Below are 23,348 nucleotides of genomic sequence, written 5' to 3'. Positions count from 1 at the left end.
CGCCGCGAGATACCCGTCCTGGGCACCACCCACGCCGACACCTTCAACGGCCCCCTGCCCTGCACCCCCGACCTCACCGCCGAACAGTGCGCGAAGGACTACGAGTACAACACCGGCCGCGTCATCGTCGACACGCTGGACGGCGACGACCGCAAAGCGGTCGAGGTCCCCGGCGCCCTCGTCGCCGGCCACGGCCCCTTCACCTGGGGCGCCACCGCCCGCAAGTCCCTCGAACACGCCATCATCTGCGAGGCCGTCGCCGACATCGCCCTGCACACCTTCGCCCTGTCCCCGACAAGCCCGCCGCCCCCACACCTCCTGGAGCGGCACTACACCCGCAAACACGGCCCCGACGCCTACTACGGCAACCCGGAGGCGACTCCCGTGTGACCGGCCCGGGCCGAAGGCCCGGGGTGCTGACGGCCGCGAAGGTGACACCTCCCACCGGGGGGTGTCACCTTCGCGGAGACGTGCCCCTGCCGCCCGCGGGTTCGCCGGCAGCGCCCGTTGGGCAGCGGCTCAGGAGGACTCCCGGACGACGAGCCGGCACGGCACGGAGTGCAGGCCGGGTTCCGGCTGGCCACCGATGGCGTCGAGCAGGCGCAGGGCGGCCTGCCGGCCGATCTCGGTGAGGTCCGTGTCGATGGTCGTGAGCGGCGGGCGGCAGGCCAGCGCCATGATGTCCCAGTTGTCGTAGCCCACGATCGCGGCCTTGCCCGGGACGTCCACGCCGTTCTCGCGCAGGCAGTCGGCGACACCGCGGGCGATCTGGTCGTTGCCGCAGAAGAAGGCGTCCGTGTCCGGCGCCGTGCGCAGGACCGCCTCGGCGGCGCGCCGCCCCCATGCCTCGCTCCACTCGCCGAAGTGGACCCGGCCGGTGGCCAGTTCCAGCGAGGAACGTTTCAGCAGCTCCACCGTGTGGTGGGCACGGTCGCGGGCGGCCGCGTGATGGGCCGGGCCCGTGATGTGCGCGATCCGGGTGCGCCCGGTCGCCAGCAGATGCTCGACGGCCAGCCGCGCGCCGCTCAGGTCGTCGGAGACCACGGAGATGTCGGCCGGGTCCGTGGACGGCGAGAGCGCGTAGACGGTCGGTATCGGCTCGATGCCCTTCAAGGGCGGCCGCGGGTCGGTGCGCCGGCCGGTGACGATGATGCCGTCCACCCGGCGGTCCGTGAGGTTGCGCAAGTGGTGTTGCTCACGGATGGCGTCGCCGCGGGTGTCGCACAGCAGCACGGAGATCTTGCCGGCCCCGAGCGCGTCCTCGGCGCCGAGCAGCACCGGGGTGCTGAACCGGCCGATGCCGTCCGTCGTCATCAGGCCGACCGTCCAGCTGCGGCCGGTGTGCAGGCTCTGCGCGTGCTGGTTGGGCCGGAAGTCCAGGGCCTCCACGGCGGCCAGCACCCGCTGCCGGGTCTCGGGTCGCATCCTGCCGCTGCCGCTCAGCGCCTTCGAGGCCGTTCCGACGCTGACGCCGGCCAGCGCGGCGACGTCGGCGAGCTTGGCTCGCCCGTTGGGCAGGGAAGGGGGAACGGCGGTCACGCGCGCAATCCTTTTCCTTGAGGTCGTCAACGACGTACATCCTGGCACTGCCAGCGGTTACAGGCCAGCCCTGATGGGGCAGCAGAAAATAGTTGGACGCACATCTTGACTCACACTCCGCACCTCTCTACGTTTCGGGCAGAAAAACGTTTGCTCAAGCGGGACCGAAAGGCGAAACATCGCCTGCCGGGTTCATGGGCACCGCGGCACCGTCCGCCGGACCCATCCTCTGCCCCGCGCCTGACTTCTTCGGAGAGCCATGCCCCTCACACGTTCCGCCTCGCACACCCCGGGTCCGGTCCGTCCCGGCCCGGGTGCCACGGCCGCGCTCGCCCCTGCCGCCGCCGACGTACGTGCCGGTTTCTGGGACGCCCGTCGCGAGGTGAACGCGCGGATCTCGGTCCCGCAGGGCCCCGGGCTGCTGGAGTCGGCGGGAAACCTGAACAACCTGCGGGTGCTGGGCGGTACGGCCGAGGGCGAGTTCCAGGGCGGGTACCCGTTCGTGGACTCGGACGTATACAAGTGGCTGGAGGCCGCGTCCTGGCAGCTCGCCCAGTGGGCGCCGGGTGAGGGCGGCGAGCAGGCCGAGCGGCTGGCCGCCGACGTCGAGCGGATCATCACCGTCGTCGCGGACGCCCAGCAGCCCGACGGCTACCTCAACACCTGGTTCCAGCTCCTCAAGAAGGGCGAGCGCTTCAAGGACCTGCGCTGGGGCCACGAGCTGTACTGCGCCGGCCATCTGATCCAGGCCGCGGTCGCCCACCACCGGGCCACCGGCCGCACCGAACTGCTGGACGTGGCGCGGCGTTTCGCCGACCACGTCGACTCGGTCTTCGGCCTGCCGGAGAGCGGCAAGCCCATCGACGGCGTCGACGGCCACCCCGAGGTGGAGACCGCGCTGGTGGAGCTGTACCGGGAGACCGGCGAGCGCCGCTACCTGGACCTGGCCGGCTACTTCGTCGACCGCTTCGGCCGCGGTCTGCTCGGCGGCGAGGCGTACTGCCAGGACCGGGTGCCGCTGCGCGAGGCCGTCAACGTCGAGGGGCACGCCGTACGCCAGCTGTACCTGCTGGCCGCCGCGACCGACCTGGCGACCGAGACGGGCGAGGCCGAGCTGCGGGCCGCCGCCGAGCGGCTGTGGGAGGCGATGGCCGCCACCAAGACCCACATCACCGGCGGCCTCGGCGCCCACCACGACGAGGAGGACTTCGGCGACCCGTACGAGCTGCCGAACGAGCGCGCCTACTGCGAGACCTGCGCTGCCATCGCCTCCATCCAGTGGAGCTGGCGGATGGCCCTGCTCACCGGCGAGGCCCGCTACTCCGACCTGATCGAGCGCACGCTGTACAACGGCTTCCTGGCCGGGGTCTCCCTGGACGGCGAGGGCTGGCTGTACGTCAACCCGCTCCAGGTACGCGACGGGCACACCGACCCCGGTGGCGACCAGTCGGCCCGCCGTACCCGCTGGTTCCGCTGCGCCTGCTGCCCGCCGAACGTCATGCGGCTGCTGGCGAGCCTGGAGCACTACCTCGCCTCGACCGACGCCGGCGGCCTCCAGATCCACCAGTACGTCACGGGCACCTACTCGGGCGACGTCGCCGGGCACCCGGTCGTGGTGAGCGCCGAGACCGACTACCCGTGGCACGGCGCGATCGGCCTGACCGTCGACGAGACCCCGCAGGACCGGCCCTGGACGCTCTCCCTGCGGATCCCGCAGTGGTGCCACGAGTACCGGGTCCGGGTCGGGGACACGACATACGACCAGACGGACGCGCCCGTCGACGCCGGGTGGCTGCGGCTGGAGCGCACCTGGGCGCCCGGCGACCGGGTCGTCCTCGAACTCGTCCTCGACCCCCGCCTGACCGCGGCCGACCCGCGGGTGGACGCGGTGCGCGGCTGTGTGGCGATCGAGCGCGGGCCGCTCGTGTACTGCCTGGAGCAGGTCGACCACCCCGGTGGCGGCCTCGACGACATGGTCATCGACACCACCCGCCCGCTCGCCGTGAAGCACCGTCCGGACCTGCTCGGCGGTGTGACCACCGTGGTGGCCGCAGGACACCGCAGGCAGATCCCCGATGCCGGGTGGTGGCCGTACCAGACTGCGGAGACCGCCGAGACGCCGGCGGCCGGTGAAGCTCTCGAGCTGACCGCGATCCCCTACTACGCGTGGGCCAACCGCCAGGACGGCAGCATGCGCGTCTGGCTTCCCACCTCCTGAGCCCCACCTCCTGAGCCCCCCACCTCCTGAATCCTCCGCCTCCTTCTCCCCTCCCCCCCCTCGTATCACCCCTCCCCCTCATCGCTCCGCCTCTCCTTCTCACTCCCTACGCACCACCCCTAAGACAACGAGGTCACCGTGAGAAACACCCGCCGCAACCTGATCGCCGCCGTCGCCGTCATCGGCGCCTTCGCCACCGCCACCGCCTGCGGCGGCGGCTCCGGCTCCTCCGGCTCCTCCGCGTCCGGCAAGTCCGGGGGAACGTACAACTTCTGGGACCCGTACCCGCAGTTCGACGCCTCCTCGGCGTGGGGCAAGCTCGTGGCCAAGTGCGGGACGGACGCCGGGGTGAAGATCAAGCGCACCGGGCTCGACACCACCGACCTGGGCAACAAGGCGCTGCTGGCAGCGCAGCAGGGCAACGCGCCCGACGTGATGCTGGTGGACAACCCGGTCGTCTCCACGATGGTGGAGGCCGGGATCCTCAACAAGACGAGCGACCTCGGTCTCGACACGAAGTCCATCCAGAAGAACATCATCGGCGCGGGCACCATCGACGGCGCCGCCTACGGCGTCCCGATCGGCGCCAACACGCTCGCCCTCTACTACAACGCGAACGTCCTGTCCGCCGCGCACGTCGACCCGGCGTCGATCAAGGACTGGGCCTCGCTGACGGCGGCGCTGGAGAAGGTGAAGGCGGCGGGCAAGAAGGGCATCACGTTCTCCGCGATCAACACCGAGGAGGGCAGCTTCCAGTTCCTGCCGTGGTTCTGGGGCGCCGGCGCAGACCTCACGAAGCTCAACTCGGACAAGGGCGTGGCCGCCCTGTCGCTGTGGAAGGACTGGGTGGACAAGGGACTGGCTCCCAAGGACGTCCTGCAGAACACCCAGACCACCAGCTGGCAGGAGTTCGCCACCGGTGACTACGCGTTCAGCGAGAACGGCACCTGGCAGCTCGGCAACGCGGAGAAGGCCGGCTTCCCGAACGGGGTCATCAGCATCCCCGCGCAGAACGGCGGCGCGGCGCCGGTGCCGACCGGCGGAGAGTTCGTCACCGTCCCGGTGCAGAAGGACACCTCCCGCTACGACACCACCAAGAAGATCGTCACCTGTCTGACCAACCCCGCCAACCTGCTCGCCACCGACACCACGCTGGCGTACGTGGCCCCCACCGCCGAGGTGCAGGACAAGCAGACCGCGGCGAACCCCAAGCTCACGCCGTGGGTGGACGCGGTGTCGGCGGCGCGCGGTCGCACCAGCGGTGGCCTGGGCACCAAGTACCCGACCATCTCGCAGCCGATGTGGACCGCGGTGCAGGGCGCGCTGTCCGGCGGCAAGAGCCCGAAGGACGCCCTCGACGAGGCGCAGACGGCCGCCTCGAAGGGCTGACACACCCCGACGTCCATGGGGCACGCTCCCCCCGCCCTCCCCGCCGGCCGCACGAGGCCGGCGGGGGGAGCGGACGGGGAGCAGGTGACGAGGGCACGGCCGCCGAAGGACGGCGCCCCCGCCCACCGAGCCGGCCCCCAGGCCTCACCGCCTGACCGCGCCCGCCCCGGACACGCCACCCGCATCCAGGAGTTCGCATGACCATCGCCGCCCGCGTCGACCGCCGTCCGCGGCGGTCCCCGGCCACCACCGGGGCGCCCGGCACCGAGGACCGTACGGACGTTTCGACGCTCCGGCGCCGCCAGCGCCGTAAGAGCAGGCTCACCGCACTGGCGTTCGTCGCCCCGCTGGGCGCCTACCTCGCCGCGTTCTACCTCTACCCTCTCTACCGCAACCTCGACCTGAGCCTGCGCAACTACACGGTCCGGTCGTTCGTGGCGGGCGACGCGCCGTTCTCCGGGCTGGACAACTTCAAGACGGTCCTGGACGATCCCACGTTCGGGCCGGCGATGCGCCACACCATGATCTTCACCTTCGTGTCGATCGCCTTCCAGTACGCCGCCGGGCTCGCCCTCGCGGTCTTCTTCAACCGGCACTTCCGGCTGGCGGGCACGCTCCGGGCGCTGTTCCTGATCCCGTGGCTGCTGCCGCTGATCGTGTCGGCGTCGACCTGGTCGTGGATGTTCAACAGTGAGTCCGGCGTCATCAACTACGTCCTGAGCCTGGGCGGCGTGGCACCGGTCGACTGGCTGAACTCGCCCGACTGGGCGCTGACCTCGGTGGTCATCGCCAACATCTGGATCGGCATCCCGTTCAACCTGGTCATCCTCTACAGCGGGCTGCAGAACATCCCCGGGGAGCTGTACGAGGCGGCCTCGCTGGACGGGGCCAGCGCCTGGCAGCAGTTCCGGCGCATCACCTTCCCGCTGCTGCGCCCGGTCTCCGCGATCACGCTGCTGCTGGGGCTCGTCTACACGCTGAAGGTGTTCGACCTGATCTGGATCATGACCAAGGGCGGCCCCGGCGACGCCTCGTCGACCCTGGCGACCTGGTCCTACCAGCTCGGGTTCGGGACGCTGCTGCCGAAGTTCGGCCCCGGGGCCGCGGTGGGCAACATCCTCATCCTCATCGCCCTCGTCTTCGGCCTGCTGTACATCCGCGTCCAGAGGAAGCAGGAAGCATGACCGCCGTCCACAGCTCCCCCGGGCGCTCGCGCCTCTACACCGCCGTCGGCATCGTGCTCACCGCCGTGATGCTGTTCCCGGTGTACTGGATGATCAACGTGTCCCTCACCCCGCAGCAGGACATGCGCAAGACCCCGCCCGACCTGTTCCCGCTGCACCCCACCTTCGAGGGCTACCGGGCCGTCCTGGACGACCAGTTGCCCTACCTGGGCACGAGTCTGCTGATCGGTCTGGGCACGGTCGCCCTCACCCTCGTGCTGGCGGCCCCGGCCGGCTTCGCACTGGCCAAGCTGCGGCCCTTCGGCGGCGGTCTGCTCGGCGTCGTCCTGCTGGTCGCCCAGATGATCCCGGGCATCGTCATGGCGATGGGCTTCTACGGCATCTTCCTCGACGCCGGTCTGCTCAACTCCTGGTGGGGGCTGATCATCGCCGACTCCACCATCGCCGTGCCCTTCGGCGTCATGATCTTCACGGCGTTCATGTCCGGCATCCCCGGCGAGCTGATCTCCGCGGCCCGCATCGACGGGGCCGGCACCTGGCGCACCTTCCGCTCGGTGGTGCTGCCGGTGAGCCGCAACGCCGTGGTCACCGTGTCCCTCTTCAGTTTCCTGTGGGCCTGGTCCGATTTCGTCTTCGCCAACACCCTTGACGGCGGCGGCGACCTGAGGCCGATCACCCTCGGCATCTACAAGTACATCGGGAACAACAACCAGGAATGGAACGCGATCATGGCCACCGCCGTCATCGCGTCGATCCCCGCAGCGGTTCTGCTGGTCCTTGCCCAACGGTATGTGGCCGCGGGTGTCACCGCCGGCGCGGTCAAGGACTGAGACCGCCGGCAGAACCGTCACCGCTCCTTCCCGCGAGGAGCGACTCCCGCACCGTCCCCTCCCATCCCGGCCGTTCCCATTCCGGCCCGTCCCCGTCCCGGCACATCCTCTCCCTCCCTTCCCTCCGTGAGGAGAACCGTTCCAATGAGCCGCACCAGAACCCTCGCCCCCAGACACCTCACCGCCGCGCTGGGCGTCGCCGCACTCGCCGCCACCGCGGTGGCGGGCGCCGCTCCCGCCCAGGCGTCCCCGACTACCGCGACCACCCTGATCGTCAACGCCAACCAGACGCTGCGCTCCGTCACCCACGTGGGGACCGGCAGCCTCTACGGCCTCTCCAGCCCGTCGACCCCGGCCGACAGCCTGGTGACCCCGCTCAAGCCGAACACCTTCATACAGATGGCCCCGGGCGGCCACCAGCTGCCCAACGGCGAGCCCGCCCCGGCGGGTGACGCGCTGGTGGTGGCCGCCAAGGCGGCCAACGCGGGCGCCAAGGTGGTCGTCCGGATGCCGGACTGGTACCCGGACTTCCCCTACAAGTGGGTGAGCTGGACCGACTGGCTGTCGGCGGTCGACCAGCAGGTCGCGTCCGTCAAGGCCTCCTCCGCCACCAACATCAGCGGATACGCGCTGTGGAACGAGCCCGACTGGACCTGGGACACCGCCAAGGCCGGCGCCTTCGACGCCGGCTGGGCGCGCACGTTCCAGGAGGTGCGTTCCAAGGACGCCACTACGCCGATCCAGGGCCCGAGCACCTCGGTGTACAACCAGTCCTGGATGACCACGTTCCTCACCGACGCCAAGGCCAGCAACACCGTCCCGGACGTCATCGCCTGGCACGAGCTGGAGGGCAGCCAGAACATCGCCGCCCACATCTCGGCGTACCGCGCGCTGGAGACCAGCCTCGGCATCAGCCCGCGGCCGATCGACATCGAGGAGTACGGCACACCCGCCGAGATGGGCAACTCCGGCGCCCTGATCGGCTACGCCGCCAAGTTCGAGCGCGGCGGCGTCCGTGACGCCGAACTCGCCTTCTGGAACCACTACGGCACCCTCGGCGACACCCTCACCGACACCGGCGGCTCGCCCAACGGCTCGTACTGGACGTACAAGTGGTACGGCGACATGTCGGGCAACATGCTCGTCACCACGCCTCCCGCGCAGACGGGCATCGACGGTTTCGCCGCCCGTAACGGCGCGAACAACCAGATCAGCGTGGTCGCCGGCGGCTGCGCCGGGTCCTGCGCGGTGACCGTCAACGGCCTGTCGTCGCTGTCGGCCTTCGGCGGCACGGTCCACGTCAAGGTGGAGTACTCCCCCAACACCGGCCGCACCACCGCGTCCCCCGGTCCGATCACCATCTCCGACAGCGACTACACCGTCAGCAACGGCTCCATCACCGTGCCGGTGGCCATGAACGCCACCGACGGCTACCACGTGGTCGTCACCCCGAGCGGCACGTCCACCTCGCTCGCCGGGCGCTACCAGATCACCAACAAGAACAGCGGTCTCGCGCTGGACACCGTGAACGCGGGCACCGCGCAGGGCACCTCGGTCGTCCAGGCGACGTCGACGACGGGTACCGACCAGAACTGGACCCTGGTCGCCGCCGGCACCGGCCTCTACAAGATCGTCAACCAGAAGAGCGGCCTGCTGCTCGGCATCACCAACGCGGGCACCAGCAACGGCGGCACCGCGCTGATCTGGGGTGACAACGGCACCGCCGACCACCTGTGGCAGGTCATCCCGGCACCCGGCGGCTTCTTCAAGATCGCCAACTACAACAGCGGTCTCCTGCTCGGAGTGAGCGGCATGAGCACCGCGTCCGGCGCCCAGGTCCTGCAGTGGGACGACAACGGCACCGCCGACCACCTGTGGAACCTGACCGCACGCTGAGCAGGACATGACGGCCTAAGGGCTTGACCTCCGCGAAAAACGCGAAGACCCCCGGAGCAGCACCGGCTCCGGGGGTCTTCGGCGTCGTCAGGGCCTGGCCGGCTTCACCTTCCTGTCGACGCCGTTCACGCGCACGGTGACGCTCCCCCGGGTGCGCGCCCGGTCGGCCACGACGCGGTAGGACGTGACCTTCCCGTTGCGCCATTCGCAGTCGATCTCGTAGCCGCCGCGGGCGCGGAGCCCGGTGAAGGAACCCTCGGCCTTCCAGTCGTCCGGCAGGGCGGGCAGCAGGTGGACGACGCCGTCATGGCTCTGCACGAGCATCTCCGCCACCGCCCCCGTGATGCCGAAGTTGCCGTCCATCTGGAAGGGCGGGTGGTTGCCGAACATGTTGGGCAACGTGTTGTAGGCCAGCAGTCCGCGCAGCATGATCTGGGCGCGCTGCCCGTCACCGAGGCGCGCGAAGAGGGCCGCCCGCCAGGGCCAGGTCCACGAGCGGCGGCTGTCGTCCGGCACCGTCGCGGCCGTGAACGGGACGCCTTCCTTCTCGCCGCATCGTGCTTTGAGCGAGACGAGGGCGGCGGCGGCGAATTCGGTCGTCCTCGGGGTGATCTGGCGGCCCGGGTAGACGGCGAAGAGGTGGGAGGTGTGGCGGTGGTAGTCGGTGGGGCTGTCCATGTCCTCCTGCCACTCCTGGAGTTGACCCCACTTGCCGATCTTGTTCGGGGCGAGGCGGGCCTGCATGTCCGCGACCTTGGCCCGGTAGCCGGGGTCCGCCTTGAGTACGGCTTCGCAGTCGAGGTAGTTCTGGAACAGGTCCCAGATGATCTGCTGGTCGTACATGACGCCGTCCTCGCGCGGCCCGTGCTCGGGGGACCAGCCGTTCGGCGAGACGAGAGTGCCGTCCTCGCGTTCCTTGAGCTGGTCCTCCCAGAACTCGCAGATCTCCTTGATCATCGGGTAGGCGGTGCTGCGGAGGTAGCCCAGGTCCTGGGTGAACGCCCAGTGTTCGTAGAGGTGTTGGGCGTACCAGGCGCTCGCGACGGTGTTCCACTCCCACGAGTTGCCGCCGAAGACGCTCTGGCTGGTGCGGGCGGTCCAGCCGCGGGTGTCCTTGCCGAAGGCGTTGCGGGTCGCCACGCGGCTGGGCACCGCGACCTGCTCGACGAACCCGACGAGTGCCTCGTGGCACTCCGACAGGTTCGTCGTCTCGGCTCCCCAGTAGTTCATCTGGACATTGATGTTGGTGTGGTAGTCGGAGGCCCAGGCCGGCTGGTTGCTGTCGTTCCACAGGCCCTGGAGGTTGGCGGGCAGGCCGTTCGGACGAGAGGAACTGATCAGCAGGTAGCGGCCGTAGTCGAACATCGTCTGTTCGAGCGTCGGGTCCTCGCCGCCCGCCGCGTACCGCGCCAGCCGGGCGTCGGTCGGCAGCGCGACGACTGCCGCGTCGGAGGTGCCCCAGGCGACCGAGACCCGGTCCATGAGGGCGCGCGTCGCGGCGGTGTGCTCGGCGCGCAGCCTGTCGTAGGAGCGGGCGGTGGCCTTGGCGAGCGCGGCGGCGACGATCGGCTGCGGAGCGGGTCCGCGCCAGCCGGCGGCGGCGTCGAGCTTGTAGTCGGTGCGGGCGTCGAGGAACAGGGTCAGGGTGGTGCAGCCGCTGAACCGCAGCACCGAGCCGTCGGCGCGCAGGTCGCCGTCGGTGTGCACGGCCTGCACGGTGCAGGTGTGTTTGAGTCCGTTGCCCATGACTCCGCTGAAGGCGATCCGCCCGGCATGGGCGTCGACGGTCGTCGGGGCGTCGTCCTGTGCGGACGTCAGCGATATCGCGCCGGAGAGGCCTCGGGCGTCGTCCGACTCGTAGCGGAAGACCATGACGTCCGCGGACCGGCTGGCGAAGGCCTCGCGCAGGACGCGGCGGCCCGGCGCGCCGAAGCGGGTGGTGTGGATGCCCTTCGTGAAGTCCAGGCCGCGCTGGTAGTCGACGACCGTGCGCTGCGTGCGCGAGTCGAAGCCCGGGCCCTGGAGTGCGATCTCCGCGAGCTGTACGGCGGTGGCGGACGCGCCGGGGGTCAGGGTGAGCCGGTAGGCGCGGTAGGCCGTGTCGTTTGTGACCGGGAAGGTCCGGGTCTCGCCGCGGGCGGCGAAGGACTTGCCGGGGTTCTGGGTGTCGAGGGTCGTCCAGGCGCGCCCGTCCTGCGAGGCCTCGAGCGTCCAGCGCCGGGGGTCGTCGCGTGGCCGGACCGGGGCCGCCGTCAGCGCGTACGAGGTGACGGCGACCGCGCGGGGCAGGTCGGCCTGCCAGACGACGGCCGGGGCGTCGGCGTCGGCGGCGACCCGCCAGACCGTGGCCGGGTCGCGGTCCACCGACCGTGAGAGGTCCGCCGCCCGGGAGCCCTCGGAGTGGCCGCTCGGCGAGGACAGGTACATCGAGCCGCCCGCGCCGAAGTCGACGCCGGACAGCCCGATCTCGCTCACCTGGAAGTGGCTGACGCCCGCCTTGGGGACGAAGTCGAACCGGTAGAAGCGGTAGGCGGCGGGGGCGGCGCAGGTGAACTCCTTCGTCTGGAACCGGCTCTCGAAGGGCGCCGCGAGCGTGCGGCTGTCGAGCGTGGTCCAGGTGGCGCCGTCGGCGGAACCGGCGAACGTCCACTCCTGCGGGTCGCGCTGCGGCACGTCGTTGGCGCTCGTCAGACGGTAGGTCGCGACGGCGACGGGCTCGGGCAGCTCGACCTGCCACCGCACCTGCGCGCCGGGCCCCTCGATGCACCACTTGGTGCTCGGGAGACCGTCGCAGGACTTGTCGACGCCCTCCGAGGAGGAGCTGCTGTACGGTCCGCCGGGGGCCGTGACCTGCGGAGTCGCGCGGGGGGCGAAGGTGACGACGACGTCGCCGAAGTTCCGGTACGAGCCGAAGCCGGTCATCCCGGTGTCGAAGTCGCTGTCCGGCTTGCCGGCGAGGGCGTTGTCGTAGTTGTTGACGCCGCCCCACAGGCTCTGTTCGTTGAACTGGATGCGCTCCTGGTAGGGGTCGGCGAAGAGCATGGCGCCGAGCCTGCCGTTGCCGATCGGCAGGGCCTGCGACTCCCAGTCCACGGCGGGTACGGAGTACTTCAGCGCCGTGCGCGACAGGGTCGGCCACCGGACGGCCGCCGCCGGTGCGCCGCTCTCCGCGGCGGCGGCCTGTCCCACCGCGGCCCCGCCGGCGAGCTGGGTGATCAGAGGTGCAAGGGCGAAGGCGCCGCCGAACTTGAGGACGCTTCGTCGCTGCGGTTGGGATTCATTGATCACGGTGAAATCTCCCGGCCCATTCATCGGCTCTTTCATCGGCTCTTTCGGCTCTTTCCCAGAAGAAACGACCGCCACATCGACGCCTCGTCGAGGGCGCGATCATCGTCGCCGGATGATAGATCGGATGTCTAGGGGTGGGACGTCGTCGACCCCGCCGTCTGAGAACTCGGCGGCCCCAGGGCAATGGCCTAACCATTGACGGTGGGGGGCGCAGAACGGCACACTTTGCCTCGTGAACGTGCTGATCGTATTCGCCCACCCGGAACCCCACTCCTTCAACGGCGCGCTGAAGGACAGAGCCGTGCAGGTGCTGGAGCAGGCCGGGCACGCGGTGGTGGTGCGTGATCTGTACCGGCTCGGCTGGAAGTCCGCCCTGGACGCGGACGATCTTCCGGGTACCCGGCTCGACCCCGGTTTCCTCGACGTCTCCAAGGAACAGGAACGCGTGTCGGCGGGCGGGCTCACCCCGGCCGACATCCTGGCGGAGCAGGAGAAGGTCGCCTGGTGCGACCTGGTGATCTTCCAGTTCCCGATGTGGTGGTTCGGGATGCCGGCCATCCTCAAGGGCTGGGTCGACCGCACCATGGCCCGCGGGTTCGCCTACGGGGCCGGCCGGAAGTACGACACCGGCATGCTCGGGGGCCGCCGCGCCATGGTGTGCGCGACCACCGGCACGGCGTCGAGCCTGTACGAGCCCGACGGCATCGACGGCGCCATCGACCACATCCTGTGGCCCGTCCACAACGGGATCTTCCGCTACCTCGGCTTCGACGTCCTGCCGCCGTACGTGGCCTGGATGCCGGGCCGGGGGTCCCCCGAGGAGCGGGAGGCGTACCTGGAGGAGTACGGCAAGCGCCTGCTGACCCTGGAGGACACCGAGCCCCTCTACTTCCACCCCGCCGCGGACTACGGCCCCGACGAGCGGCTCAAGCCCGGAGTCGTGGCCCGCAGCGGCTTCCAGTGGAATCCCGCGGCCCCGGTAGACCCGGTAGACCCGGCAACCCCGGCGGCAGACGAGAAGGAGTCGACCTCGTGAGTGACACACCGGTGTTCCAGACGCTGCACCACATCTGCGTCGTGGTGCGCGACATCGACAAGTCGGTCGCGTACTACGAGTCCAAGGAGGTCGGCCCCTGGCATGACTTCCCGTCCCTGGAAGCCTTCAAGGACGACCTCCAGGTGCCCGACCCGGACGCGTTCCTCGACCTCACGTACAAGTACGCCGACCTGGGCAACGTACAGCTCCAGCTCTGCCGGCCCGGGAAGGGCGAGAGCCCGCAGCGGGACTTCCTGGAGACGCACGGCGAGGGGGTCTTCCACCTCGGCTTCTCCGTGCCCACGTGCGACGCCGCCGAGGCCCGGGCGGCGGACCTCGGCCTGGACGTCCTGCTGCGCGGACGCCGGCCGGACGGCAGCGGCTTCACCTACTTCGACACCGCCGACGCCGGCGCGGGCGTGGTCCTGCAGATCCGCTCCGCCAACCCGTCCCGCTAGACCTCTTCGCGGTTTCCCGCCCCCACAAGGGGTTCCCACGCGGCTGTCCCGCTCCGGCACACCGGAGCGGGACAGTCGCGTTGTGCGTGGTCACGGCACCGAACCGGGGAGTTTCGACACCTGTAGGAACCCGGGCGCCGGGTTCCCGTCTCCCCTACGAAGCGCTGCGGGAGCACTCGGCCGTACCGTCCTCGCATCCCGATGGACGGAGGTCTGATGACCGTGCAGAACCGTACCGATGTCGTTGTCGTAGGCGCTGGGGTGGTCGGCGCCAGTTGCGCCTTCCAGCTCGCCCGCAGTGGGCTGAACGTCGTCGTCCTGGAGACGTACGACGGCCCGGCCGAGGGCAGCAGTGGCCGGTCCTTCGCGTCGGTCCGCGCCCAGTGGGCGGACGCGCTCAACATCGATTTGTCATGGCGGAGCATCAAGGCCTACCGCGACTTCGAGCAGACCCACGGCTTCGACGTCGGCTACCGGGCGTCGGGCTACCTCCTGCTGGTCCCCGAGCACGCCTGGGCGGACCACCTGGAGGCCGTGGAGCTCCAGCGGGCGCACGGCGTGCCCGTCGACGTGCTCGACGTCGCCGCCGCGCAGGCCGTCACCCCGTTCGCGGCCGACGGCATCGCCGGCGCGACCTGGGGCCCGGCCGACGGGGTCGTCGACCCGCACCTGGCCGCAGGCGCCTGGCTGACGATGGCCCGCGCCCTGGGCGCCCAGGTCCGCTTCCGCCGCCGCGTCACCGCGGTCGAGCAGGTCGGCGACGGCTGGCGGGTCACCGCCGGCGACGAGTCCGTCGACTGCCGGTACGTCGTCAACGCGGCCGGCGGCTGGGGCGGCGAGGTGGCCGCGCTGGCCGGCCCGGACGTCCCGGTGGTGCACTCGCGCCGCAACGTCTACGCCACCGCGCCCGGCGCACTGCCCGGCCCGCTGCCCATGACCATCGACGTGGGCTCCGGCGTCTACCTGCGCAGCGAGGGCGACCGGCTGCTGTTCGCCGGCGCCAAGCCGGACGAGGTCGACGGCCACAACGAGAACGTCGACTGGCCGTGGATGGAGAACGTGCTGGAGATGGGCACCGCCCGCTTCCCGTGGCTGGCCGACCTGCCGCTGGACCGCTCCGGATGCTGGGCGGGCACCTACGAGAACACCCCCGACCACCATCCCGTCCTGGGCGAGGCCCCCGGCGCGCCGGGCTGGGTCAACGCCTGCGGGTTCTCCGGGCACGGGGTCATCCAGGCTCCGGTGGCGGGGCAGTTGGTGGTCGAGGAGATCATCGACGGCGGTGTGCGCAGCGTCGACATGAGCGCGCTGCGCCTGGAGCGCTTCGCCGAGGCGCGCGTGGACACCGCCGGGATGGTGTTCTGATGGCGACCACCCGGATCGACGTGGAGACGAAGGACGGCGTCGCCTGGATCACGCTGGACGGTCCCGAGACCCGCAACGCGCTCGACGCGCGGGCCTCGCGGGATCTGATCGCCGCCTGCGACCGGATCGACGCCGATCCGGAGGTGGGGGCGGCGGTGATCACCGGCGTCGGGCGGGCGTTCTGCTCGGGCGCGGACACCGATGTGCTGACCGCGCTGCGCTCGGCCCCCGCCGACGAGGGCTACGACGGCCTGGACGTGCTGTACGCGGGGTTCCGGCGGTTCGGCGCCCTGCGCGTGCCGACGGTGGCGGCCGTCAACGGCGCGGCCGTCGGGGCGGGCCTGAACCTGGCGCTCGCCGCCGACCTGCGGGTGGTGGCCGAGTACGCGCTGCTGGTGTCCGGGTTCGCCGCCGTCGGCATCCACCCGGGCGGCGGCCATTTGCACCTGCTCGACCGGGCCGCCGGTTCGACGGCCGCCGCCGCGATGGGCGTGTTCGCCCGGCGCGTGCGGGGCGCCGAGGCGGTCGGCCTCGGGCTGGCCTGGGCCGCCGTACCCACCGACGAGCTGCGCCAGACCGCCCACGAACTGGTCGCGCACCTGGCCGTGGACCCGGAGCTGGCCCGCGCCCTCAAGGCCGACCTGCGCCTGACCGTCCTCGACAGCGCCGACTGGGAGCGGGCCGTCGAGATCGAGCGGGCCCGCCAGATGTGGTCGCTGACCCGCTGGACCAACTCTCGCCAGAGCAAGGACAGTTGAGGAGGGCAGATGTACCCGACGTTGCGTACCGACGCCCGCAGCAGGACCTGGATCGACACCACCGTCGCCACCCTCGCCGCCTTCGGCGAGGAGCACCGCGCCCGTCTCGACGCGGCCAACCGCGCGGGTGAGTTCCCGCGCGACCTGTACGCCGAGTTCGGCAAGCTCGGTTTCCTCGGACCGCTCGTCCCCACCGAGTCCTGGAACGTGGTGGTGGAGCCGGTGAAGTGGACGGCGGCCAGGTCGCGGTGGGCCAGCGCGGTCGGGCCGAGGTCGGGTCCGGTGCCGTACACGAGGTTGATGACGCCGTCGGGCAGACCGGACTCGCGCAGCAGTTGCAGGGAGAGGTGGGCGACCAGCGAGGCGCTCTCGGCGGGCTTCCACACCACGGTGTTGCCGAGCACGGCCGGGCCGAAGGCCAGGTTGTTCATGCAGGTGAAGTTGAACGGGGTCACCGCGAACACGAAGCCTTCGAGCGGCCGGTATTCGAGCCGGTTCCAGGCGCCGGGGTTGGAGCCGGGCTGGACGTCGTACATGTCGAGCATGTTCTTGACGTTGGCGCGGATGAAATCGACCGTCTCGCAGGCGGCGTCGATGTCGGCCTGGTAGGTCGTCTTGGACAGCTCCAGCATCGTGGCGGCGTTGAGCCGGTCGCGCCACGGGCCGTACTCGAGCATGTCCGCGGCGCGCAGGAACGGCGCGACGCGCTCCTCCCACGGCAGCCGGCTCCACCAGGCGGAGGCGCGGGTGGCCGCGTCGATCGCGCTCGCCATCTCCGCCGGACCGGCGTGGTGCACCTGGCCGAAGGAGTACGCGTGCTCGTGCGGGGTCACGATCTTGGCCGTGCGACCGGTGCGGACCTCGCGGCCGTCGATCACGTTCGGGACGTCGAAGTCCGCGGAGCGGATCTCCTTCAGGGCGGCGGCGGTGCGCTCACGCTCCGGCGAGCCGGCGCCGAAGGCCAGCGGATCGGTCGGGCCGATGGGGAACAGGGCCGTGCGGCCGGCCGATGTCGCGGTCATCACTACCTCCGAGCGGTCACAGGTACGGGCACATCCTGTTCGCGGTACTGCACGCGGACATGCCCCGACGTTCGGAGAATCTCAGCGACATCCCTCATGTGTCAATGGCTAGGCCATTGCGACCCCGGCACCCCGCACCGCCCCCGCACCCCGGACACCCCGCCCAGTCCCCGCAGCCCTCGCACCCCTCACGGCCCTCACATGCGTCACAGCCGTCACGGCTGGGGAAGGCGGCGCGGCAGTGCCGACGGGTCGTCGACCCAGCGGCTCATGTGCTCCCGCATGGCCTGCTGCGCCGCGGCCGGGTCGCCGTCCAGGACGGCGGCGGCGACGGCGATCGTGTCGTCACGCAGGATCTGGACGGACGACGGCTGCGGCTCGGTGCGCTCGAAGACCCGCAGGACGGCGTTGTGGATGCCCTGCGAGACGGCGACGCGGACGGAGTTGCCGGACGCCACGGCGAGCAGTTCGTGGACGGTGAAGTCGATCTGCTCGACCTCCTTCCAGCGCTTCGCGACACGCGCGGCCGCCAGCAGTTCGGCGAGCGTCTCCCGCTGGTCGGCGGTGATGCGGCGGGCCGCGAGTTCCGCGTTGTCCTGCTCGAACGTGAACCGGAACTCGGCGAGTTCGGCCTCCGTCGTGGCCTGGAGCGTCAGCAGCGAGGACAGGGCGAGGCCCATGACGTCCGGCCCCGGCTTGGCGGCGAACGCGCCGCCGCGCGCGCCGAGCCGCACCTGCACGATGCCGGCGGCCTCCAGGACGCGGATCGCCTCCCGGACGGTCGCCCGGCTGACGCCGAACGCCTCGGCCAGCTCCCGCTCGCTGGGCAGCCGGCCGCCGTCCGGGACGCGCCCGCTCAGCACGGCGTGTCGCAGTTGGTCCACGACGTCGTCCACGGAGCGGGTGCGGGCGAGTTCCTTGAACAGTTCCCGGGCGGGCGTCCTTGGTGTAGTCACCCGGTCTTTCTAGCACCCTTCCTTTCGGGTGGATATTGGCCTTACCATTCTTGGGTGGGATCGGGAGACACCCTCCAGGCGGTAGTGGACTCGTTGGCCGAGCGCCTCGAGTTCTCCGTGCTGATCGAGGACGCGAGCTTTCACGCGCTGAGCTGGAGCGTGCAGACCGAGGTCGACGACGTGCGGCTGCACAACATCCTGCGGCGCGGTGTCAGCGCGGCGACGCTCGACGTGATCGACCGCCTCGGCCTGGCGCACGCCACCGCCCCCGTGCGCACGCCCGCCGTCCCCGAGGCGAGCATGGAACAGCGCTGGTGCGTTCCGCTGCGCGTCGCCGAGCATCTGGTGGGCTATCTGTGGGTGCTGGATCCCCAGGACCGCGCCGGACCGGACACGCTGCCCGCCCTCGCCGCGGCGGCCGACCGCGCCATCCACGTGATCGCCTCCGGGGCGGCCCCCGAGGACGACGACAGACAACTCCGCGATCTCCTGGGCCGTCTCGAACGGGGCCCTGACGACGAAGCGGCGCGCAGGCTCACGATCCTCGCCCGGCTGCCCGACGGCGCCCTGATCGTCGTCGACGAACACGCGCGGCGCGACGGCTGGCCGCTGCCCGGCGGGCTCACCGCCCACCCGGTCGGGCCGGGACCGGGCCATCCGGGGGCGACGAGCGGGCCGCCCCTTCCCCTGGTCGAACTGCACGAGGCGGTCCGGCGGGCCCGGCTCACCCTCCAGGCGCTGCGCGCGGGCGCCCTCCTGACCCGGCCGAGCTGGGACTGTCTGCACGGGTGGCGGATGGTCGTCGAAGCGCCGCCGGGCCTGGATCCGGCGGAGATCCACCCCGGCGTGGCCGAACTGCACCGCCAGAAGACCCCGGACCTGCTGATCACCGCCAGGACGTTCATGGACCTCGGCGGTGACGTCCAGGCGACGGCGCACGTACTGCACCTGCACCGCACCATGCTCTACTACCGCCTGGACCGCATCAAGGCCCTGACCTCCGTCGACCTGCGCACCGGCCCCGACCGTCACGACCTCGAACTCGCCCTGCGCCTCGCGGCCTTCCGCGACGCGGCCGCGGGCTGACCCGTCGACCCACCCACACCGGGCAACTCGAACAGGAATCCACAATTTCACACACGTGACATGCCCATGACGTACGCTCCCACCGATCTTTCTCCTTCGTACCCCCAAAGGTCTGGGAGGACCCGGATGGTCAAGGTGGGCCTTTTCCGAGCACGGTTGGCGAGGCTTCTCGCCGTCGTCGGCACGCTGGCGGCGCTGACGACGGGATTACCGGCGGCCGCCGCCGCGTCCGGCAGCACCACGGACACGATCAGTACCGAGACGGCTGGTAGCGGCACAGCGCCGAAAGCCGAGCCGCAGCCGGCGGCCACCCGCCAACTGTGCGCGAGACCCGAACGCCCCGGCGAGATGGCCTGCTTCGCGGTCGCCCGCGACGACGTCCCGTCCGCCAAAGGGCTGCAACCCCTGCTCGCCCCGGCCGGGTTGGGACCCGCCGACTTGCAGAGCGCCTACGACCTGCCGTCGGACGCCGCAGGCAGCGGCGCGACCGTGGCCGTCGTCGACGCCTACGACAACCCCCACGCCGAGGCCGATCTCGCCACCTACCGCTCGCAGTTCGGCCTGCCGCCCTGCACCACCGCCAACGGCTGCTTCCGCAAGACCGACCAGCGGGGCGGCACCGACTACCCGCAGCCCGACGCGGGCTGGGCGGCCGAGATAGCCCTCGACCTGGACATGGTCAGCGCCGTCTGCCCGCGGTGCGCCATCCTGCTCGTCGAGGCGGACGGGCCGGACATCGACAGCCTCGGCACCGCGGAGAACACCGCCGTCGCACTCGGCGCCACCTACGTCTCCAACAGTTGGGGCGCCAGCGAGAACGCGGTCGGCGACGTCTCCGGTGACGCCTACTTCAAGCACCCGGGCGTGGCCATCACCTTCAGCACCGGCGACTTCGGCTACGGCTTCGGCCCCAGCTTCCCGGCGACGCTGCCGTACGTGACCGCGGTCGGCGGGACCTCCCTGAGCCGCGACGGCGGGAGCGCCCGCGGCTGGAGCGAGACCGCGTGGACCGGTGCGGGCAGCGGCTGCTCGGCCCACCAGGTCAAGCCGTCCTTCCAGACCGACCGCGGCTGCGCCAAGCGCGCCGAGTCGGACGTTTCGGCGGTCGCCGACCCGAACACCGGGGTGAGCGTCTACAACACGTACGAGGACGGCGGCTGGGGCGTGTACGGCGGGACCAGCGCGTCCGCCCCGATCATCGCCGCGACCTACGCCCTCGCCGGAGCGCCCGGCAAGACCACCTACCCGGCCGCCTACCCGTACGCCCACACCGGCGCGCTCAACGACGTGACCACCGGCACCAACGGCACCTGCTCCCCCGCCTACCTGTGCACCTCCGGCACCGGCTACGACGGACCCACCGGCCTCGGCACCCCCGACGGCACCGCCGCCTTCACGACCGGCCCGTACGGCGAGCTGGCCGGCACGGTGACCGACCCCGGCAGCGGCGCCCCGCTCGGCGGGGTGCGGATCACCGCGGGCGCGAACGCCACGACGACCGACGACCGGGGCGCGTACGCCATGACCCTCCCGGCGGGCACGTACGACGTCTCCGCCGCCAGGTTCGGCTACGGCTCCGCCACGACGGCCGGGGTGGAGGTCGCCGACCGGCAGACCGCCACCCGGAGCTTCACCCTCACCGCCCAGCCCCTGGTCACCGTCAGCGGGCGGATCCGGGACGGCTCCGGGCACGGCTGGCCGCTGCACGCGGGCGTGCAGGTCGCGGACGAGCCCGCCACCCGTACGTACACCGACCCCGACACCGGCCGCTACACCCTCCGGCTGCCCGCCAACAGCACGTTCAGCCTCCAGGTAGACCCGGTGTACCCCGGCTACCAGGTGACGACGACCGATCTGACGGTCACGGACCGGGGGCGCACCCAGAACGTCAGCGTGCCCGTCGACGCGGCGGCCTGCGTCGCGCCCGGCTACACCCAGACGTACAGCAACGGCACCGAGACCTTCGACGGCGCGCAGCCGCCCGCCGGCTGGACCGTCACCGACGCCGCCGGCCGGGGCCACGCCTGGCGCTTCGAGGACCTCGGCGGACGGGGCAACCTCACCGGCGGGTCGGGCGGTTTCGCCATCGTGGACAGCGACCACTACGGCGACTCGCAGGACACCTCGCTGCTCTCCCCGGTGCTCGACCTGACCGGCCACGCGACCCCGGCGCTCCGCTTCGCCACGTACTACAAGAAGTTCGCCGACGCCTCCAAGGCCGACGTCGACCTCAGCGTGGACGGCGGCCGGACCTGGTCCACGGTGTGGCACCGCGACACCGTCAACGCCGGTCCCGGGCCGCAGTCCCTCGCCCTCCCGTCCGCCGCCGGGCAGCGGGCGGTGCAGCTCCGGTTCCACTACCGGGGCGACTACGCCTACTACTGGGAGGTCGACGACGTCGCCTTCGGCGGGATGACCTGCACGCCGGTACCGGGCGGGCTGCTGCACGGCACGGTGACCGACCGCAACACCGGGGAACCGGTCGGCTCGGCGGCGATCGGCGGCACGGGGACGGCGACCAGCGCCGCCGACGGTTCGTACGTGCTCTTCTCGCCGGCGACCGGCAGGCAGCGGTTCACCGTGACCGCCGACCACTACAGCGCGCTGAGCGCCGCGGCCCGGGTCGGCCGGAACCACGTCACCCGGCTCGACGCCGAACTGCGCGCCGGCCGCCTGTCGGTGTCCCCGGCGTCGGTGAGCAAGTCCGTGACCAAGGGGAAGACGGCGACCGCGAAGGTCACCCTCAAGAACACCGGCTCGGCACCCCTCACCGTGACCCTCACCGAGCGCTCCGGCGACCTGCCGACCGGAAACCCGGCCGCCCGTCAGGACGTACCGGGCGACTACAGCCCACTGCGCCCGACCCCGGGTTCCAACAAGAACTCCCCTACGGGCAAGGCGGAGGCAAGCGCCGCAGCCCCTAAGGCCTCCGCGGCCTCCGCGTGGACCGGCCTGGCCGACTATCCGACCCCGGTCATGGACAACGCCGTCGCCACCGGCCCGGACGGCCGGGTCTACTCGGTCGGCGGCGCGGACGGCACGTCCCTGCTGACCGACGGCTACGTCTACGACCCCGTGACCGCCGCCTGGACAGCGCTCCCCGGCGGCCTCACCACACCCCGCGACGCACCCCAATCCGCCTTCCTCGACGGCAAGTTGTACGTCACCGGCGGCTGGGACGCGGACGGCGCCACCGTCCCCGCGACCGAGGTGTACGACCCCCGGCACCGCACCTGGTCCACCGCCGCGCCGTCCCCGGCCGGTCACGCGGCGGCCGCCTCCGCCACGCTGGACGGCAAGTGGTACCTGGTCGGCGGCTGCGCCGCACAGGGCTGCGGCAGCAGCGACGTCCAGGTCTACGACCCGGCCACCGACACCTGGAACACGACGACCCCGTACCCCGAGGCGATCTCCTGGCTGGGCTGCGGCGGCATCTCCGGCACCCTCTACTGCGCGGGCGGCACCACCCCGGCGGCCGGTACCCGGCACGGCTACGCGTACGACCCCGCGTCCGCCGCCTGGACCCCGATCACCGACCTGCCCTTCGACCTGTGGGGCTCGGCCTACACCACCGCCGACGGCCGCTTCCTGCTCTCCGGCGGCACCAGCAGCCTGCTGTCCGCCTTCACCACCGCCGGTTACGCCTACGACCCGGCCGCCCGCACCTGGTCGCCCCTCCCCTCCGCCGCCGTCCCCCTCTACCGGGCCGGCAGCGCCTGCGGCTTCTACCGCGTCGGCGGCGCACCGAGCGCCTACGACGCCCGTCCCTACGCCGAGCAGCTCCCGGGCCTCGACAGTTGCGTCCCCGCCACCGACGTGACCTGGCTCTCGGCCACCCCCGCCACCCACACCCTCGCCCCCGGTCAACGCCTGACCGTCACGGTCCGGCTGGACGCCACCGTCCCGGCCGTCGACACCACCGGCGCCTACACCGCCGCTCTCGCGGTCCGCACGGACACGCCGTACGTGTACCCGACGGTCCCGGTGTCGATGACCGTGACGCCCCGCCGCTAGCCGGCCGGGAAGAACGCCGAAGGCCCCTTGGATCCGCCGGGATCCTTGGGTTCTGACGGTCCTCGCAACACCCGCGATCTGTGGGAGTTGCGAGGACCGTGGCCGTTGGACGCGATGATGTTTCGGGGTTGAGGGAGCGTTTCCTTGCGCGGCTGGATGCTGTGGGGAACGTGACCGTGGTGGCGCGCGAGCTGGGGGTGAACCGGAACACTGCCTTCGGCTGGGCTCGGAAGGCCGGACGGAGCTCGGTGCGCGTGTCGCGGCGGCATCCCGGGCGCGACGAGTACGAGCGGCTTCGGGCCGCCGGTG

15 protein-coding genes and 1 pseudogene are annotated in these 23,348 nt (G+C 71.5%); 12 read left to right on the top strand and 4 right to left on the bottom strand.

What is annotated here, in order from left to right; translation table 11 throughout:
- On the top strand, positions 1 to 390 hold a 390-nt coding region (locus BMZ82_RS37765; protein ID WP_177244866.1), incomplete at its 5' end, for a class II aldolase/adducin family protein.
- A 129-nt stretch (positions 391 to 519) separates the two neighbouring features.
- Here BMZ82_RS37765 and BMZ82_RS37760 read toward each other — a convergent pair.
- Complete coding sequence (locus BMZ82_RS37760) at positions 520 to 1,539, bottom strand: LacI family DNA-binding transcriptional regulator (RefSeq protein ID WP_093781930.1); 1,020 nt, start codon at positions 1,537 to 1,539, stop codon at positions 520 to 522.
- A gap of 259 nt (positions 1,540 to 1,798) precedes the next feature.
- Between BMZ82_RS37760 and BMZ82_RS37755 the strand changes: the two genes are divergently transcribed.
- The 5 genes from BMZ82_RS37755 to BMZ82_RS37735 all read left to right on the top strand — a co-directional run bounded on the left by BMZ82_RS37755 (position 1,799) and on the right by BMZ82_RS37735 (position 9,056).
- Complete coding sequence (locus BMZ82_RS37755) at positions 1,799 to 3,757, top strand: glycoside hydrolase family 127 protein (protein WP_093781929.1); 1,959 nt, start codon at positions 1,799 to 1,801, stop codon at positions 3,755 to 3,757.
- Positions 3,758 to 3,895: 138 nt separating this feature from the next.
- Complete coding sequence (locus tag BMZ82_RS37750) at positions 3,896 to 5,146, top strand: sugar ABC transporter substrate-binding protein (protein WP_093781928.1); 1,251 nt, start codon at positions 3,896 to 3,898, stop codon at positions 5,144 to 5,146.
- 197 nt (positions 5,147 to 5,343) lie between these two features.
- Positions 5,344 to 6,330 (top strand): carbohydrate ABC transporter permease, encoded by a 987-nt coding sequence (locus BMZ82_RS37745; RefSeq protein ID WP_093781927.1) that lies wholly within the window; start codon positions 5,344 to 5,346, stop codon positions 6,328 to 6,330.
- The gene (locus BMZ82_RS37740; protein WP_093781926.1) at positions 6,327 to 7,160 is read left to right on the top strand and encodes a carbohydrate ABC transporter permease; all 834 of its coding nucleotides are present in this window, start codon (positions 6,327 to 6,329) and stop codon (positions 7,158 to 7,160) included. Before BMZ82_RS37745 ends, BMZ82_RS37740 begins: the two co-directional genes overlap by 4 nt.
- A 144-nt stretch (positions 7,161 to 7,304) precedes the next feature.
- Complete coding sequence (locus BMZ82_RS37735; RefSeq protein ID WP_093781925.1) at positions 7,305 to 9,056, top strand: RICIN domain-containing protein; 1,752 nt, start codon at positions 7,305 to 7,307, stop codon at positions 9,054 to 9,056.
- Between the two features lie 87 nt (positions 9,057 to 9,143).
- Here the strand turns inward: BMZ82_RS37735 and BMZ82_RS37730 are convergent, their stop codons facing one another.
- A complete protein-coding gene (locus BMZ82_RS37730) occupies positions 9,144 to 12,344 on the bottom strand; it encodes a glycosyl hydrolase family 95 catalytic domain-containing protein (protein ID WP_093781924.1) in 3,201 nt (1,066 codons plus the stop codon).
- A gap of 232 nt (positions 12,345 to 12,576) precedes the next feature.
- Here BMZ82_RS37730 and BMZ82_RS37725 point away from each other — a divergent pair, with 232 nt between their 5' ends.
- The 4 genes from BMZ82_RS37725 to BMZ82_RS37710 all read left to right on the top strand — a co-directional run bounded on the left by BMZ82_RS37725 (position 12,577) and on the right by BMZ82_RS37710 (position 15,961).
- Positions 12,577 to 13,380 carry an NAD(P)H-dependent oxidoreductase gene (locus BMZ82_RS37725; RefSeq protein WP_093781923.1) on the top strand — a complete coding sequence of 268 codons (804 nt, stop codon included), beginning with the start codon at positions 12,577 to 12,579 and terminating at the stop codon, positions 13,378 to 13,380.
- Positions 13,377 to 13,838 carry a VOC family protein gene (locus tag BMZ82_RS37720; protein ID WP_093781922.1) on the top strand — a complete coding sequence of 154 codons (462 nt, stop codon included), beginning with the start codon at positions 13,377 to 13,379 and terminating at the stop codon, positions 13,836 to 13,838. The genes BMZ82_RS37725 and BMZ82_RS37720 overlap by 4 nt, the downstream gene beginning before the upstream one ends.
- Positions 13,839 to 14,054: 216 nt before the next feature.
- Positions 14,055 to 15,203, top strand: a complete 1,149-nt coding sequence (locus BMZ82_RS37715; protein WP_093781921.1) for an NAD(P)/FAD-dependent oxidoreductase — start codon at positions 14,055 to 14,057, stop codon at positions 15,201 to 15,203.
- A complete protein-coding gene (locus BMZ82_RS37710) occupies positions 15,203 to 15,961 on the top strand; it encodes an enoyl-CoA hydratase-related protein (RefSeq protein ID WP_093781920.1) in 759 nt (252 codons plus the stop codon). The genes BMZ82_RS37715 and BMZ82_RS37710 overlap by 1 nt, the downstream gene beginning before the upstream one ends.
- A 263-nt stretch (positions 15,962 to 16,224) precedes the next feature.
- On the opposite strand, the pseudogene BMZ82_RS42925 reads toward BMZ82_RS37710, so the two are convergent.
- Together BMZ82_RS42925 and BMZ82_RS37700 are read right to left on the bottom strand one after the other, a co-directional pair.
- Positions 16,225 to 16,983 (bottom strand): annotated as a pseudogene (locus BMZ82_RS42925) (aldehyde dehydrogenase family protein); the annotation flags it as partial.
- A gap of 215 nt (positions 16,984 to 17,198) precedes the next feature.
- The gene (locus BMZ82_RS37700; protein ID WP_093781919.1) at positions 17,199 to 17,939 is read right to left on the bottom strand and encodes a FadR/GntR family transcriptional regulator; all 741 of its coding nucleotides are present in this window, start codon (positions 17,937 to 17,939) and stop codon (positions 17,199 to 17,201) included.
- Positions 17,940 to 17,993: 54 nt separating this feature from the next.
- Here BMZ82_RS37700 and BMZ82_RS37695 point away from each other — a divergent pair, with 54 nt between their 5' ends.
- Together BMZ82_RS37695 and BMZ82_RS37690 are read left to right on the top strand one after the other, a co-directional pair.
- Positions 17,994 to 19,025 carry a helix-turn-helix domain-containing protein gene (locus BMZ82_RS37695; protein ID WP_143098991.1) on the top strand — a complete coding sequence of 344 codons (1,032 nt, stop codon included), beginning with the start codon at positions 17,994 to 17,996 and terminating at the stop codon, positions 19,023 to 19,025.
- Between the two features lie 156 nt (positions 19,026 to 19,181).
- Positions 19,182 to 23,039 carry a carboxypeptidase regulatory-like domain-containing protein gene (locus tag BMZ82_RS37690; protein ID WP_177244865.1) on the top strand — a complete coding sequence of 1,286 codons (3,858 nt, stop codon included), beginning with the start codon at positions 19,182 to 19,184 and terminating at the stop codon, positions 23,037 to 23,039.
- Positions 23,040 to 23,348: the final 309 nt, after the last annotated feature.

Origin of the sequence: Streptomyces sp. yr375, from assembly GCF_900110755.1 — a bacterium.
Classification (GTDB): Bacteria; Actinomycetota; Actinomycetes; order Streptomycetales; family Streptomycetaceae; genus Streptomyces.
Note: the sequence above shows the minus strand (reverse complement) of the source record. Positions and strands in the feature narration are given on the sequence as shown.

Bases quoted from the DNA above. Each gene is read 5' to 3' on its own strand.
- BMZ82_RS37710 (WP_093781920.1), top strand. From the start codon at position 15,203: ATGGCGACCACCCGGATCGACGTGGAGACGAAGGACGGCGTCGCCTGG.
- BMZ82_RS37755 (WP_093781929.1), top strand. From the start codon at position 1,799: ATGCCCCTCACACGTTCCGCCTCGCACACCCCGGGTCCGGTCCGTCCC.
- BMZ82_RS37745 (WP_093781927.1), top strand. From the start codon at position 5,344: ATGACCATCGCCGCCCGCGTCGACCGCCGTCCGCGGCGGTCCCCGGCC.
- BMZ82_RS37715 (WP_093781921.1), top strand. From the start codon at position 14,055: ATGACCGTGCAGAACCGTACCGATGTCGTTGTCGTAGGCGCTGGGGTG.
- BMZ82_RS37740 (WP_093781926.1), top strand. From the start codon at position 6,327: ATGACCGCCGTCCACAGCTCCCCCGGGCGCTCGCGCCTCTACACCGCC.
- BMZ82_RS37735 (WP_093781925.1), top strand. From the start codon at position 7,305: ATGAGCCGCACCAGAACCCTCGCCCCCAGACACCTCACCGCCGCGCTG.